The organism is Mycobacterium sp. DL99, from assembly GCF_004762045.1.
Classification (GTDB): Bacteria; Actinomycetota; Actinomycetes; order Mycobacteriales; family Mycobacteriaceae; genus Mycobacterium.
In genome coordinates this window covers 1,203,257-1,216,947 of record NZ_SJOM01000007.1, presented here as the reverse complement: position 1 = coordinate 1,216,947, position 13,691 = coordinate 1,203,257, and the positions used below count along the sequence as shown (strand labels likewise).

The 13,691-nt window shown below is 67.2% G+C and carries 16 protein-coding genes; 9 read left to right on the top strand and 7 right to left on the bottom strand.

Annotated elements, in window-relative coordinates:
- Positions 1–143: 143 nt before the first annotated feature.
- Genes EYZ64_RS06125 through EYZ64_RS06110 form a run of 4 tightly spaced genes read right to left on the bottom strand, consistent with a single transcriptional unit; the run spans position 144 to position 1,750 of the window.
- Positions 144–572, bottom strand: a complete 429-nt coding sequence (locus EYZ64_RS06125; protein ID WP_135452673.1) for a molybdenum cofactor biosynthesis protein MoaE — start codon at positions 570–572, stop codon at positions 144–146.
- A 31-nt stretch (positions 573–603) separates the two neighbouring features.
- Positions 604–1,080: a MogA/MoaB family molybdenum cofactor biosynthesis protein gene (locus EYZ64_RS06120; protein WP_167857725.1), complete on the bottom strand. Its 477-nt coding sequence runs from the start codon at positions 1,078–1,080 to the stop codon at positions 604–606.
- Positions 1,077–1,550 carry a cyclic pyranopterin monophosphate synthase MoaC gene (moaC, locus tag EYZ64_RS06115; RefSeq protein ID WP_135452671.1) on the bottom strand — a complete coding sequence of 158 codons (474 nt, stop codon included), beginning with the start codon at positions 1,548–1,550 and terminating at the stop codon, positions 1,077–1,079. The genes EYZ64_RS06120 and moaC overlap by 4 nt, the downstream gene beginning before the upstream one ends.
- Positions 1,551–1,552: 2 nt before the next feature.
- Positions 1,553–1,750, bottom strand: a complete 198-nt coding sequence (locus EYZ64_RS06110; RefSeq protein ID WP_135452670.1) for a hypothetical protein — start codon at positions 1,748–1,750, stop codon at positions 1,553–1,555.
- A 58-nt stretch (positions 1,751–1,808) separates the two neighbouring features.
- Here EYZ64_RS06110 and EYZ64_RS06105 point away from each other — a divergent pair, with 58 nt between their 5' ends.
- The 3 genes from EYZ64_RS06105 (at position 1,809) to EYZ64_RS06095 (ending at position 6,175) form a co-directional block, all read left to right on the top strand.
- Positions 1,809–4,067, top strand: coding sequence for a helicase-associated domain-containing protein (locus EYZ64_RS06105; RefSeq protein ID WP_135452669.1), 2,259 nt, complete (start codon positions 1,809–1,811; stop codon positions 4,065–4,067).
- A 114-nt stretch (positions 4,068–4,181) separates the two neighbouring features.
- Positions 4,182–5,831, top strand: coding sequence for a DNA repair helicase XPB (locus EYZ64_RS06100; RefSeq protein WP_135452668.1), 1,650 nt, complete (start codon positions 4,182–4,184; stop codon positions 5,829–5,831).
- Positions 5,828–6,175, top strand: a complete 348-nt coding sequence (locus EYZ64_RS06095) for a VOC family protein (protein ID WP_135452667.1) — start codon at positions 5,828–5,830, stop codon at positions 6,173–6,175. Before EYZ64_RS06100 ends, EYZ64_RS06095 begins: the two co-directional genes overlap by 4 nt.
- A 15-nt stretch (positions 6,176–6,190) precedes the next feature.
- Here EYZ64_RS06095 and EYZ64_RS06090 read toward each other — a convergent pair whose 3' ends face one another.
- From EYZ64_RS06090 to EYZ64_RS06080, 3 genes are all read right to left on the bottom strand, one after another.
- The gene (locus EYZ64_RS06090; protein WP_135452666.1) at positions 6,191–6,535 is read right to left on the bottom strand and encodes a cupin domain-containing protein; all 345 of its coding nucleotides are present in this window, start codon (positions 6,533–6,535) and stop codon (positions 6,191–6,193) included.
- 89 nt (positions 6,536–6,624) lie between these two features.
- A complete protein-coding gene (locus tag EYZ64_RS06085; protein ID WP_135452665.1) occupies positions 6,625–7,347 on the bottom strand; it encodes a hypothetical protein in 723 nt (240 codons plus the stop codon).
- A 256-nt stretch (positions 7,348–7,603) separates the two neighbouring features.
- Positions 7,604–8,410 carry a helix-turn-helix domain-containing protein gene (locus EYZ64_RS06080; RefSeq protein ID WP_135452664.1) on the bottom strand — a complete coding sequence of 269 codons (807 nt, stop codon included), beginning with the start codon at positions 8,408–8,410 and terminating at the stop codon, positions 7,604–7,606.
- A gap of 83 nt (positions 8,411–8,493) precedes the next feature.
- Here EYZ64_RS06080 and EYZ64_RS06075 point away from each other — a divergent pair, with 83 nt between their 5' ends.
- Genes EYZ64_RS06075 through EYZ64_RS06050 form a run of 6 tightly spaced genes read left to right on the top strand, consistent with a single transcriptional unit; the run spans position 8,494 to position 13,689 of the window.
- Complete coding sequence (locus EYZ64_RS06075) at positions 8,494–9,402, top strand: alpha/beta hydrolase (protein ID WP_135452663.1); 909 nt, start codon at positions 8,494–8,496, stop codon at positions 9,400–9,402.
- 11 nt (positions 9,403–9,413) lie between these two features.
- On the top strand, positions 9,414–10,253 hold the full coding sequence (locus tag EYZ64_RS06070) for an MBL fold metallo-hydrolase (protein ID WP_210115475.1): 840 nt from the start codon (positions 9,414–9,416) through the stop codon (positions 10,251–10,253).
- A 13-nt stretch (positions 10,254–10,266) separates the two neighbouring features.
- Positions 10,267–10,989: a flavin reductase family protein gene (locus EYZ64_RS06065; protein ID WP_135452662.1), complete on the top strand. Its 723-nt coding sequence runs from the start codon at positions 10,267–10,269 to the stop codon at positions 10,987–10,989.
- Positions 10,986–12,107 carry an alpha/beta fold hydrolase gene (locus EYZ64_RS32330; RefSeq protein ID WP_286174648.1) on the top strand — a complete coding sequence of 374 codons (1,122 nt, stop codon included), beginning with the start codon at positions 10,986–10,988 and terminating at the stop codon, positions 12,105–12,107. Before EYZ64_RS06065 ends, EYZ64_RS32330 begins: the two co-directional genes overlap by 4 nt.
- Positions 12,107–12,958 (top strand): MBL fold metallo-hydrolase, encoded by an 852-nt coding sequence (locus EYZ64_RS06055; protein WP_286174646.1) that lies wholly within the window; start codon positions 12,107–12,109, stop codon positions 12,956–12,958. Before EYZ64_RS32330 ends, EYZ64_RS06055 begins: the two co-directional genes overlap by 1 nt.
- Before the next feature lie 11 nt (positions 12,959–12,969).
- On the top strand, positions 12,970–13,689 hold the full coding sequence (locus EYZ64_RS06050) for a hypothetical protein (protein ID WP_135452660.1): 720 nt from the start codon (positions 12,970–12,972) through the stop codon (positions 13,687–13,689).
- Positions 13,690–13,691 lie beyond the last annotated feature (2 nt).

The following is a 13,691-nucleotide window of genomic DNA, read 5'->3' as shown; positions in this document are numbered from 1 at the left end:
GATGCCAGTAGTGACTGGCTCTGCGACCAATGGTGCCCACGGTAAGTGTGTGGCGTTTGTCGCTGAAAAGTCGCTAACAGCCGGGCACAACGACACTCGCTCACCCAGCCGTGACTAGTGGGATTTGTGAGGTTCCAACCGGCTCAGGCCGAACCGACCCATTCGTCGGTGCCATCGGAGAAGTACTGGTGCTTCCACACCGGTAACCGCTCTTTGACGGTGTCGACGAGACGGGCACAGGTTTCGAACGCCGCCCTGCGATGGTCCGCCGCCACAGCGGCCACCAGGGCGGCGTCTCCTATGTGCAGGGTTCCGATGCGGTGGCTGACCGCGATCGCCCGCACCCCGGCCGCCTGCGCGGCCACCTCGGCGGCAACCTCTTGCAAGGTCAGCAGGGCATTGGGGTGTGCGGAGTAGTCGAGCCGGGTGACCGAACGGCCCCCGTCGTGATCACGCACGACCCCGGAGAACCCGACCACCGCTCCGGCCGCCTCATGGGCAACCAGCGCCTCGTACTCGGTCAGCGAGATCGGTGTGTCGGTCAGCTCGACGCGTATGACGGTTGCGCTCACCGGCGGGTCCTTCTCCTCTTCGCGCAGGCGCTCATCGGTGGTCCTTGCCGCTCAGTTGGTCCAGGGCATGTTCCAGCACGCCGGCCAGCACGCCCAGCCCATCTTTGACCCCGCCCGGCGAGCCGGGCAGGTTGATGATCAGGGTGCGTCCGGCGACGCCGCAGATGCCGCGCGACAGGACCGCGGTGGGCACCTTGTGCACACCGGCCCGCCGGATGGCATCGGCCAGCCCGGGGATCTGATAGTCGAGCACCGCCGCGGTGGATTCCGGCGTCGCGTCGGTCGGTGAGATACCGGTACCGCCAGAGGTGATGATCAGGTCGACGCGCTCGGCCAGGGCGGCCCGCAATGCGTCGCCGACGGCGTGACCGTCCGCGACCACCATCTGCTCGGTGACGTCATAGCCTCGATCGGAAAGCCAGCCGACGATGAGAGGGCCGGTCCGGTCGTCGTACACACCTGCCGCGGCACGGGTGGAGGCGATGATGACCCGGGCCGAACGCGTCACTGAGTACTTCTTTCCCACAATCCCGTTTTACCGCCTTCTTTGCGCATCACCTTGATGTCGTCGATGCGGGCGGCAGGGTCGACAGCTTTGATCATGTCGTACAGCGTCAGTGCGGCGACGCTCACCGCGGTCAGTGCTTCCATCTCGACCCCGGTGCGGTCGGTGGTGCGCACGGTGGCGGTGATGGCCACCGCGGCGTCGCGCACGTCGAAGTCCACGTCGACGCCGGTCAGCGCCAACTGATGGCACAGCGGTATCAGGTCGGGGGTCCGCTTGGCGGCCAGAATTCCGGCCACCCGCGCGGTCGCCAGGGCGTCACCCTTGGGCAGGCCGCCCGAGGCGATGAGCGCCACCACATCCGCTCGGGTGTGCACGATGCCCTCGGCTATCGCGGTGCGTTTGGTGACACCCTTCGCCGCGACGTCGACCATGTGTGCCGCGCCGGACTCGTCGAGGTGCGACAGTCCCACGATTATCTGTTGACGACAGTTGCTGACTGGATGAAGGGCAGCTCGTCGGCCGGCAATGGAAAGGTCACATCGCCGAACGGCGACAGTGCGCCGGTGCGGTCGGTGGCGAGCTCACTCACGGCGTGATCATCGCCGTCGGAGAGCACCGGCCAGCCGTTGTCGACGTATTGGTTCTTCTTGTTGTCAGCCACGCCCCACATTGTGGCAGGCTCCTCATCCGGTGGCGAGACCGGCGGGCTGCTTTACGCTGGTCAGGATATGACCGCCGCACAGACTCCCGGATTCCCGCTGGGTGCCTGGCTGTCCGACCTCGACGACAAGGGCCTCATCCGCCTGCTGGAATTGCGGCCCGACCTGAGCCAGCCGCCACCGGGAACGATTGCCGCGCTTGCCGCGCGCGCCACCTCACGTCAGTCGGTCAAGGCTGCCACCGATTCCCTGGACTTCCTGCGGCTGGCCGTCCTGGATGCACTACTGGTCCTGCACGCCGACACCCACCCGGTCCCGGTGTCCGAGGTGAGCGAACTGTTGGGTGAGCGCGTCGGCTCCGGCGACGTGGCCGCCGCGCTGGAAGACCTGCGCGAGCGGGCCCTGGTGTGGGGCGAGGCCGCCGTCCGGGTGGCGCCCGAGGTGGCGTCGGGCCTGCCCTGGTTCGTCGGCCAGGCCGCCGTGGAGACCTCCGAGCGCAGCGCCGACGAGATCGCCGAACTGCTCGGCGGGCTCGACGAGGCCCAGAGCGATCTGCTGGCCCGGCTGCTGGAGGGGTCGCCCATGGGCCGCACCCGCGACGCGGCACCCGACACCCCGCCCGACCGGCCGGTGCCGCGGCTCGTGGAGGCCGGACTGTTGCGCCGGATCGACGACGAGACGGTGATCCTGCCCCGGGTCGTCGGCCAGGTGATGCGCGGCGAGGCACCCGGCCCGGTGGAGTTGACCACGCCGGCACTCCAGACGACGTCGACGACGCCTGCCGATGTGGACGCGGTGGCCGCCGGTGCGGCCATCGACCTGCTGCGTGAGATCGACCTGATCATCGAAACCCTGGGCAGCACACCGGTTCCCGAGTTGCGCAACGGCGGGCTCGGGGTGCGTGACGTCAAGCGGTTGGCCAAGACCACCGGCGTCGAGGAACCGCGCCTCGGCCTTCTCCTGGAACTGGCGGCGGGCGGGGGGCTGATCGCGGCGGGGATGCCCGATCCGGATCCGGGTGACGGGACCGGGCCCTACTGGGCACCGACGGTGGCCGCGGACCGGTTCATCGAATCCCCCACTGCCGTGCGCTGGCACCTGCTGGCCGCGACATGGCTGGACCTGCCGGCCCGGCCCGCCCTGATCGGCAGCCGCGGCCCGGACAACAAACCCTTTGCCGCACTGTCGGATTCGCTGTACTCGACCGCGGCTCCGCTGGACCGCCGGCTGATGCTGAGCGTGCTGGCCGAACTGGCTCCGGGCACCGGAGTCGACGGCGCCGAGGCCGCCCGGGCGATGGGCTGGCGACGGCCCCGCTGGGCCGCGCGTCTGCAGCCGGCCACCGTCAGCGGGCTGCTCGCCGAGGCTCATTCGCTGGGCATGGTGGGCCGCGGCGCGATCAGCACGCCCGCCCGCGGTCTGCTGGCCGGCGACCCCGACGAGGACGTGCTGGCCGCGATGGCCAAGGTGCTGCCCAAACCGCTCGACCATTTCCTGCTGCAGGCCGATCTCACGGTGATCGTGCCCGGCCCGCTGGAGCGGGATCTGGCCGAGCACCTGGCCGAGGTCGCCACCGTCGAATCGGCGGGCGCGGCGATGGTCTACCGGATCAGCGAACCGTCCATCCGGCGCGCACTCGATGCCGGCCGGACCGCCAGCGAGTTGCACGCCCTGTTCGAGAAACACTCGAAAACCCCGGTGCCGCAAGGGTTGACGTATCTCATCGACGACGTAGCGCGCCGCCACGGCCAGCTGCGCGTCGGGATGGCCACGTCGTTCCTGCGGTGCGAAGATCCCGCGCTGCTGACCCAGGCGATCGCCTCGCCGGGCACCGACCGCCTCGAGCTGCGACTGCTGGCCCCGACGGTGGCGGTGTCGCAGGCACCGATCGCCGACGTGCTCACCGTGCTGCGTGAGGCCGGGTTCGCACCCGCTGCCGAGGACTCCACGGGCACCGTCGTCGACATCAGGGCCCGTGGCGCGCGCGTCGTCGCACCGACCCGGCGCCGCATCTACCGCCCGCCCACCCCGCCGACCGCCCAGACCCTCGGCGCGATCGTCGCGGTGCTGCGCAAGGTGGCCTCTGGACCGTTCGCCAGCGTGCGCCTGGACCCGGCGATGGCCATCACCCAATTGCAGGACGCCGCGATCAACCAGACCTCTGTGCTGATCGGCTACGTCGACCCCGCCGGGGTGGCAACCCAGCGGGTGGTCTCCCCCATCAACGTGCGCGGCGGCCAGCTGACCGCGTTCGATCCGGCCGCCGGACGCGTCCGCGAGTTCGCCATTCATCGCGTCACGTCCGTGGTCTCGGCGGACTCCGATTAGCAGGTATCGAGACTGCTCTCAGGGACATGATCACCACCGATCTTGTCCCTCACTTCAGTCTCGGCGGGCTGCGCGGCGCGCGGCCGGGCCGAGCCATTCGGAATAATGGACGAAATGACTGACGGCCCGCTGATTGTGCAGTCCGACAAAACGGTGCTGCTCGAGGTCGACCACGAGCAGGCCGGGGCGGCCCGCGCCGCCATCGCGCCGTTCGCCGAACTCGAACGCGCCCCCGAGCACGTGCACACCTACCGCATCACCCCACTGGCGCTGTGGAACGCCCGCGCGGCCGGACACGACGCCGAGCAGGTGGTCGATGCCCTGGTCAGCTTCTCGCGTTACCCGGTGCCGCAGCCGCTGCTGGTCGACATCGTCGACACCATGGGCCGCTACGGACGCCTGCAGCTGGTGAAGAGTCCTGTGCACGGCCTGATCCTGGTGAGCCTGGATCGCGCGGTGCTCACGGAGGTGCTGCGACACAAGAAGATCGCCCCCATGCTGGGCGCGCGCATCGACGACGACACCGTGATCGTGCACAACAGCGAGCGCGGCCACATCAAGCAGATGCTGCTCAAGATCGGCTGGCCGGCCGAGGACCTCGCCGGCTACGTCGACGGTGAGGCCCATCCGATCGAACTGGCCCAGGACGGCTGGGAACTGCGCGACTACCAGCAGATGGCAACCGACTCGTTCTGGGCCGGGGGCTCCGGCGTGGTGGTGCTGCCCTGCGGCGCCGGTAAAACCCTGGTCGGCGCGGCCGCGATGGCCAAGGCCGGCGCGACGACGCTGATCCTGGTCACCAACACCGTGGCCGGACGGCAGTGGAAGCGCGAACTGGTGGCCCGTACCTCCCTGACCGAGGACGAGATCGGCGAGTACTCGGGCGAGAAGAAGGAGATCCGGCCGGTCACCATCGCGACGTACCAGGTGATCACCCGCCGGACCAAGGGCGAGTACAAGCATCTGGAGCTGTTCGACAGCCGCGACTGGGGGCTGATCATCTACGACGAGGTTCATCTGCTGCCGGCCCCGGTGTTCCGGATGACCGCCGATCTGCAGTCCCGGCGGCGGCTGGGGCTGACGGCGACGCTGATCCGCGAGGACGGCCGCGAGGGTGACGTGTTCTCACTGATCGGGCCCAAGCGCTACGACGCGCCCTGGAAGGACATCGAGGCCCAGGGCTGGATCGCCCCCGCGGAATGCGTCGAGGTGCGGGTGACGATGACCGACAACGAGCGAATGCTCTACGCCACCGCCGAGCCCGAGGAACGCTACAAGCTGTGCTCGACAGTGCACACCAAGATCGCGGTGGTGCGCTCGATCCTGGAACGCCACCCCGGCGAGCCGACGCTGGTGATCGGCGCCTACCTGGATCAGCTGGAGGAGCTGGGCCAGGAACTGGACGCCCCGGTGATCCAGGGGTCGACGAAGAACGCCGAACGCGAGGCCCTGTTCGACGCGTTCCGCCGCGGCGAGATCTCCACGCTGGTGGTCAGCAAGGTGGCGAACTTCTCCATCGACCTGCCGGAAGCGTCTGTCGCCGTTCAGGTTTCAGGCACCTTCGGCTCCCGCCAGGAAGAGGCGCAGCGTTTGGGCCGGCTGTTGCGACCCAAGGCCAGCGGCGGCGGTGCGGTGTTCTACTCCGTGGTCTCGCGCGATTCGTTGGACGCCGAGTACGCCGCCCACCGGCAACGCTTCCTGGCCGAGCAGGGCTACGGCTACGTCATCAAGGACGCCGACGACCTGTTGGGCCCCGCGATATGACAGTGCGGCGGGTGATGCCCGTGCTCACGGTGTCCGACGCCGAGGCGACCGCCGCCGTGTACACCCGGACGCTCGGGTTGGCCGAGGTGATGAACCACGGCTGGATCATCACCCTGGCCGATGCGGAGCACCGCCATCAGCTGAGTCTGATGACGAAGGACGCCACCGCACCGGTGAATCCGTCGGTTTCGATCGAAGTCGACGATGTCGACGCCACGTATGCGGCCGTGGTCGAGGCGGGGCTGGAGATCGTGCATCCCCTGAGCGACGAGGAGTGGGGTGTCCGGCGGTTCTTCTTCGCCGACGGGGCGGGCAACGTGGTCAATGTGCTGAGCCATCGCTGACACGCAGCACCAGTCTCAGGTGTGCGGCCCCATGGCCTTGACGACGGTCAGCAGCACCACCGAATCCTCGAGTGCATGCAGGCTGTGCCGGGTCCGCGGGATAACGATGTGATCGCCGGGCGAACCTTCCCAGCTGGCCTCGGAGTTGGCCAGCTTCACCCTGCCCTCGATCACCTGCAGCGTGGCTTCGCCCGGGCTCTCATGCTCGTCGAGTCCGTTTCCCTCGGTCAGCGCGATCAGGGTCTGGCGCAGCTGGTGTTCATGGCCGCCGTAGACCGTGTGCGCACTCCGTCCGCTGCTGGCCGTGCGGGCTGAGGCCAACTGCTGACGTGCAATCGCGGTGAGCGAGATCTTCTCCATACCCTCAGATCGTGCCACCTCCGGCGGCCGCTCACGGCGAATCCACGGCGGCCCCGGAGGAAGCCCGAGTGAATCAGGCGCAGTGAATCTCAGGTGACCGTGACGTCATTGATGTCGATTGTCACGGTGACCATGTCGCGCAGCGGTTGCCCGGCATCGTCGCGGACATAGACGATGCGGTTCATCGGCAACACGATGCCGTCGACCATCAGATGGTTACGGGAGTAGTGCGCGGCCGGTGAATCGCCGGCGATATCCACGTCGTAGTCGCGGCGGCGGATCAGTCCGTCCGAATCGACATAGAGGGTTTGATCGGAGCTGTGCGTGGCGATGCTGTCGGGATAACGCACACCCAGTCGGCGCCAGGTCTCCCCGTCCTCGCGCCATTCGCCGAGTTCCTCGGTGTGGACACCTGGGAACGTCAGAGAGTACGGCTCGGACAGGTAGGTCCACATCGCATAGCCGGCGAAATAGGCCAGTTGAAGGTGCGTCCACGGTGTCTCGAGTGTGTGCCCGGCGAAAGATTCGCGAGGCGACGTCAGGGTCTCTACGACCCTCGGCGACTCCTCCTCGGTTTCGATCAGCACCTGCTGTGGGCTGTACGACGAGCGGAAACCCGGGCGTGGCAGCGGGCTGTGCCAGGCATGTTGCTCTTTGGGGCGGATCTCGACGATCGAGTCGTCGAGGATGCCGTCGACACCCTTGAGCTTCCACAGGCCGCCTCCGATGATCTGGTGAATGCGGATGGAGTCGATCTCCTTCCAGCGATCCAATCCCCCGTGGGCGGCGATGACTTCGTCGAGCAGTTTCATTTCTGGTCAGCTCCTTTGATGGTCGGGCGGGGTGAGTTTCGGTTACGCCGCATCGAGGAAGGCGGCGGTGCCGGCAGCGAACTCCTCGTGGTGCTGGAACAGGAAATCCGTGTGCCGAATCCGGGTAGATCCCAAAGTGGTTCCCATGTCGGTTCCTCCGTTGCGCCGGTTCGATGGACTTCTCCACCGTGGCGCGACCGTGAACCGGCTGGGGACACCCCGCCAATCCTGGGAGCGGCAGGGGCAGGTTGAGCGACTATCCCGAGCGGAGCTCGTCGAGTGCCCGCGCCGAGTCGCTCCCGGGGTCCGCCCGGAAGATGATCAGGTGCTGCCCACCTGAGTGCGGCACATGCAGGCGATTGCGGTGCAGGTATAGCTCACCCACCCGCGGATGACGCACATGGGTGATCCCCGGCCGGTACCCGACATCGGCGCGCGCCCACAGCTCACGGAATCGCTCACTGACAGATGACAGTTCGTCGATCATCTGACGCAGCCGCGGGTCGTCGGGATAGCTGCCCGCGACCTCGCGTAACCCACTGACCGCGATGTCGGTTGCCTCATCCCAATCCACGAAGAAGTCGCGCGCAGCCGGCTCGAGCAGCCGCCATCTCAAGAAATTCTCTCCGGGCCGGAACGCCGGCGCGAGGGCTCTGGCAACCGGATTTGCCGCCAGTACATCCTGATACCTGTTCGCGACGATCGCCGGCATCGGGAACTGATCGATCAGCTCGTCTAGCCCGTCGACGGCTTTCTCCAGATCACCTTGCTCCCAATGAGTTCCGGTCTGCCCGGCGAGCTGGTGGAGATACTCGGTGCCCTTGATGTCCAATTGCAGCGCCCGCGCGAGCGCTTCGAGCACCTGCGCGGACGGATTCTTGTCACGGCCCTGCTCGAGCCGCAGGTAGTAGTCGGAACTGATACCGGCCACCAAGGCCAACTCCTCACGGCGCAGCCCGGCGACCCGCCGGCGCGCACCGCCGAGCAGGCCGACGTCCTCTGGACGGATCTGCTCGCGCCGCGACCGAAGGTAATCGCCGAGGGCATTGTTCTTCGCCGCCACCTGTCGAGCGTAAGCCTGTCCCCGCCGATACCAGGATCAACGTGGCGTTCCCACCCGGTCTCCGTCGGTCGCAGGGTGGACCCATGGCTGAACGACACGACATCGAGTTCGCCGGCGAAGGCGCTGTAACGCTGCGCGGATGGCTGTTCCAGCCGGATGGACCGGGCCCGTATCCGGGCATCACCATGGCGCACGGATTCGCCGGGGTGAAGGAGCACGGCCTGGAGCGGTTCGCCCGCTTCTTCGCCGAGGCGGGGTTCGTGGTGCTGGTGCATGACCACCGAGGTTTCGGCGCCAGCGACGGTGCGCCCCGCTTCGACGTCGACCCTTGGGCGCAGATCGCGGACTGGCGGCGAGCCATCTCCTTCCTGGAGAGCCGGCCGGACGTCGACCCGGAACGGATCGGACTGTGGGGCACGAGCTACGCGGGCGGGCACGCCATCGTGCTCGGTGCAACCGATCGCAGATTGCGGGCAGTCGTCGCGCAGGTGCCCACCATCAGCGGCTACCAGCAGAGCCTGCGCCGCGTGCCGCCCGATCAGGTCGCAAATCTGCAAGCCGGGTTCATCGAGGACGACCGGGCCCAATTCCGCGGCGAGCCGCCGGCGCTGCAGGCGGTGGTGGGTAGCGATCCCGCGATCCCGGCCGCCTACCGATCCGCCGATGCCATTGCGTTCTACACCCAGCCGACGACGCCGGAGAACGCATGGCACAACAGCATGACGGTCCGCTCGTCACGCGCAGCGCGGATGTATGAGCCGGGCACCTGGATCGACCGGGTATCCCCCACGCCACTGCTGATGATCGTCGGCCTGCAGGACACCATCACCGTCACCGACCTGGCGCTGGCCGCCTGCGAGCGGGCACTGGAGCCGAAGAAACTCGTGACCATTCCCGGCGGGCACTTCGACCCCTACCTCGGCAAGTTCGACCAGGCCGCGGGTGCGGCCCGGGACTGGTTCACCAAATACCTCACCAAATCCGAATTGTGAAGGGAAACATCATGACCGCACTGCGCTATGAGGTAATGGTCCACGACGGCCTGCCTCGCCATCGCGAACAGCGACTGCCCGACGGCAGCCCCATCGTGTCCTCGCCGGTGGCCTCCACCCTCGTCATGGGTGAGCACGATGCCGTGCTCGTAGACCCGCCATTTACTCACGATCAGATACGTCGTACCGCCGAGTGGGTCGAGAAATCCGGCAGGACACTGAAATACGTCTACGCCACCCACGGTCATGGCGATCACTGGTTCGGCACCGACGTGCTCCTGCGGCAGTTCCCGGACGCGGTCGCCTACGCCACCGAGGGCACCATCGCGAAGATGCACGAGCAGGCCGTCGAAGGCCGTGCCCAGATGTGGGACGTCGACTTCCCTGGCCAGATCCCGCCAAGCCCGGTTGTCTACCAACCTGTTCCGAACGACGGGCTGTTGTTGGAGGGCGAGCACCTGGTGCCCATCGAGGTCGGACACACCGACACCGACGACACCACGGTGCTGTACGTGCCCTCGATCGGGCTGGTGGTGGCCGGCGACGTCGCCTACAACGGCGTGCACCAGTACCTGCTGGAAAGTGACCACGGCGGGATCAAGTCCTGGCTGCAGGCGCTCAACACGATCTCGGCATTACAGCCTCGCGCCGTGGTGGCCGGGCACAAGAACAAGGATCTCCCCGATGATCCGGCAATCCTCGCCGAGACCCGCGACTATCTGCTCGACGCTCAGCGGCTGATCGCCGGAAAGCCCGGTCCTCACGAATTTTTCGACTACATGACCCGGCTCTACCCGGACCGGCTCAATGTCGGCCCGGTCTGGTACAGCGCCGTAGCCCTGCTGTCCTGAAAGGAATCCTGAAATGATCATCGATGCGGACGACCTCGATCCCACATCCAGCTACAAGCTTCTCATCGGCAGCATCCTGCCCCGTGCGATCGCCTGGGTCAGCACCAGTTCGGCCGAGGGCGTGGGCAACATCGCGCCGGTCTCGTTCTTCACCGTCGTCGGCCGGATGCCCCCGATCCTGTCCATCTCGCTGCAGCCGCGCTCTGATGGCGTCACGCTCAAGGACACCTTCGTCAACATCCGTGACACCGGCGAGTTCGTGGTCAATGTCGCCACAATCGCTCAGGCCGACGCCGTACACCGATCCGCTTTCGAATTCGACTCCGGGGTAGACGAATTCGATGCGCTGGGGCTGACCAAGGCGCCATCGGAGACCATCTCGGCGCCTCGCATCGCGGACTCACCGATCTCGTTCGAGTGCGTCGTGGACCGCATCATCCCGATGCCGCCGCTGCCCGACCACGTGGTGTGGGGCCGGGTGACGCGCATCCACGTGCGCGACGACCTGTACCTGTCGCGCGGGCGCATCGACGTCGGCGCGCTCAACGCATTCGGCCGCCTGGCGGGCGAGTACACGATGGTCGACAACATCTTCACCACCCCGTTGCCAGAGGGCCTTGCCGAAACGTTGGCGGTCCAGCGCGCCGAGCGGTTGGACGGCAAGGCAACTGACTTCTCACCCATCGACACCGCCGCATGGTCACCGTCCGGCGCGACGAAGGCGGCCGCGAAATGAGCACCGTGCTTCTCGTCCACGGCTTTCTCGATGACGTCAAGGTCTGGGACGACCTCGTGTCTGCACTACCCGACGACGTGCACGTCATCCGTTATCAGCTGCCGGGCTTCGGCGCTCGTGCCGCCGACCCGGAGCTGACCTTGCGAGCGCTGGCTGCCGAGGCCGGCCAGCTCCTCGACGGCGTCGACTCAGATGTCATCGTTGTCGGGCAGAGCCTGGGCACCCAGGTTGCCGAACTGGTCGCCGCCGGTCACGCCGGGAAGGTCACCGGGCTGGTCTTGCTCACGCCGGTCCCGTTGGGCGGCACCCGGCTTCCCGCCGACGCCCTTGCGCCGTTCCGGGCGTTGGGCGGCGATCCCGCCGCACAGCGCGCGGCCCGGTCCAACCTGTCCCCGGCCCTTACGGACGACCAGCTCGACCGATTGACCCGCGCCGGAGAGTCGGCACGACCGGATGTGGTGAGCCGTTATGTGGACGTCTGGAATGACGGCGTGCCGGACGCATCGTCGATCAGTGATTACACCGGACCCGTACTGGTGATCCGGGGCAGCGAGGACACCTTCGTCACCGCCGACCTCGTCGCGACGATCACCCCGCGCTTCCCGCAGGCCCGTGAACGGGTGATCGACGGCGGCGGGCACTGGGTTCATGTCGAGTTCGCCGACCAGGTCGCAGCCGCCATCGTGGCGTTCGCCGACGAGATCGCCGGTGGTGCGACTGCCGCGGGCTGGCGTCAGGCGTTCGCCGAGCAGTCGCGGGCGAGCTTCGCCGACACCTTCGCCGATGACGTGGTGCTCGACGCCACGACCCTCGTCGAACCTGTCGCCGGTCGGGAAGCCGTCGCGACCGTGCTCGGCGTCGCGAGCTCGATCTACGAGACGCTGGAGTTCACGGCCGAGACCACAAATGGCCCCACCAGCTACGTCCAATGGCGGGCAACGGCTTTCGGTGGGATGGCGATCCGGGGTATCACGATCCTGGAACGTGATGCCGAGGGACGCATCGTCGCCGCCGCGATCCACCACCGGCCGCTGGGCGCCGTACTGCGGTTCTCCGCCGAGATCCGTGACCGCCTCGCCGGGGCGATCCCGTCAACACATTTCCTCAAGGAGGCATGATGAGCGCGCTGACGCACCGGGTTTTTGTCACCGGCCAGATTCCGCAGTCGGGCCGCGGCCCACTGCCCGACGGCAGCCGGCGGATGTGGTCGCCGATCTCGTCGACGCTGATCACAGGTTCCCGGGACGCTGTGCTCGTCGATCCGCCCCTGACCACCGCGCAGGCGGCCGAGGTCGGCGACTGGGTCGAGGCGTCCGGCCGACGACTGACCGGGATCTACATCACGCACGGGCACGGCGACCACTGGTTCGGCGCAATCCCGCTGCTGAGGCGGTGTCCGGGCCTAGCGGTCTATGCCACGGCGGGCACAGCAGCGCACATGGCCGCGCAGAACTCGCCGGAGTTCCGGACCGGCTTCTGGGACAAGGTGTTTCCCGGTGAGCTGCCGACCGGAGATGTCGAGGTCGGCATCGTCGACGAAGCCGGGTTCGAACTCGAAGGCGAGCAACTACGTCCCGTCGAGGTCGGGCACACCGACACCGACGCCACCACCATGCTGCACGTGCCGAGCGCCGGGCTCCTTGTCGCCGGCGACGTGGTCTACAACGGTGTGCATCTGTATCTCACGGAGTCGGGCGGCGTGAAGGGCGTTGACCAATGGCTCGCGGCACTGGACATTGCCGAGGCTCTGCGGCCGACGACGGTGATAGCCGGCCACAAGAATCCCGACGCGCCAGACGACCCGTCTCAGATCGACGCCACCCGTCGCTACCTCACCGATGCGCGCAATTTGGTCGAATCATCTACCGGCGCACACGATTTCTACGCCGGGATGCTGGCCCGGCACCCCGACCGGATCAATCCGGGTGCGCTGTGGGGTGCGGCGATCACCCTGTTCCCACCGAAGTGACGAGGTTTGAGATGACCGATCTGCTTGCCGAAGTTCTCGACGCCCATGGTGGCCTGACCCGCTGGAACGAGTTTTCCCGGGTGGAGGCGACGATCGTGACCGGAGGCAAACTCTGGACGCTCAAAGGCCAGCCCCAGGACGACACTCCGCGCCGAATGACCGTCGCCCTGGATCGCCAGTGGGCCTCGGTCCAGCCGTTCGGTGCACCCGACCAGAAGACCGACTTCACCGCCGATCGCGTCGCCATCGAGAAGCTGGACGGCCGCATAGTGGCCGAGTTGCCCAGTCCGCGAGACTCATTCGCCGGCCACGAACTCGAAACTCCGTGGAATCCACTGCAGCGCGCCTACTTCAACGGCTACGCACTGCGGACTTATCTGACCACACCGTTCCTGCTGAGCTTGCCCGGCATCACGGTCGACGAGATCGCACCCGTCGAGCACGACGGCGAGACGTGGCGTGGTCTGCGCGTCTCCTTTCCACCTCACATCGCCACCCACAGTCCGGTGCAGGAGTTCTACTTCGACGACCACCGGCTCATCAGGCGGCACGACTACCGGGTCGACGTGGCCGGCGGATTCTCGGCCGTCCAGTACGTCGACGACCTCGCCGACGTGGACGGCATCAAGGTTCCGACGAAACGTCGTGCGTACCGGTGCGATTCGGCCGGACAGCTCATGCCCGATGAGCTCATGGTCGCTATCGATCTGAGCGATATCCACTTCACTTGACA

What these genes read in the sequence shown, in the direction of transcription:
- EYZ64_RS32330 (WP_286174648.1), top strand. Translation starts at nt 10,986, where the DNA reads ATGAGCACCGTGCTTCTCGTCCACGGCTTTCTCGATGACGTCAAGGTC.
- EYZ64_RS06050 (WP_135452660.1), top strand. Translation starts at nt 12,970, where the DNA reads ATGACCGATCTGCTTGCCGAAGTTCTCGACGCCCATGGTGGCCTGACC.
- EYZ64_RS06055 (WP_286174646.1), top strand. Translation starts at nt 12,107, where the DNA reads ATGAGCGCGCTGACGCACCGGGTTTTTGTCACCGGCCAGATTCCGCAG.
- EYZ64_RS06065 (WP_135452662.1), top strand. Translation starts at nt 10,267, where the DNA reads ATGATCATCGATGCGGACGACCTCGATCCCACATCCAGCTACAAGCTT.
- EYZ64_RS06095 (WP_135452667.1), top strand. Translation starts at nt 5,828, where the DNA reads ATGACAGTGCGGCGGGTGATGCCCGTGCTCACGGTGTCCGACGCCGAG.
- EYZ64_RS06100 (WP_135452668.1), top strand. Translation starts at nt 4,182, where the DNA reads ATGACTGACGGCCCGCTGATTGTGCAGTCCGACAAAACGGTGCTGCTC.
- EYZ64_RS06085 (WP_135452665.1), bottom strand. Translation starts at nt 7,347, where the DNA reads ATGAAACTGCTCGACGAAGTCATCGCCGCCCACGGGGGATTGGATCGC.
- EYZ64_RS06110 (WP_135452670.1), bottom strand. Translation starts at nt 1,750, where the DNA reads ATGTGGGGCGTGGCTGACAACAAGAAGAACCAATACGTCGACAACGGC.
- EYZ64_RS06105 (WP_135452669.1), top strand. Translation starts at nt 1,809, where the DNA reads ATGACCGCCGCACAGACTCCCGGATTCCCGCTGGGTGCCTGGCTGTCC.
- EYZ64_RS06070 (WP_210115475.1), top strand. Translation starts at nt 9,414, where the DNA reads ATGACCGCACTGCGCTATGAGGTAATGGTCCACGACGGCCTGCCTCGC.
- EYZ64_RS06090 (WP_135452666.1), bottom strand. Translation starts at nt 6,535, where the DNA reads ATGGAGAAGATCTCGCTCACCGCGATTGCACGTCAGCAGTTGGCCTCA.
- EYZ64_RS06075 (WP_135452663.1), top strand. Translation starts at nt 8,494, where the DNA reads ATGGCTGAACGACACGACATCGAGTTCGCCGGCGAAGGCGCTGTAACG.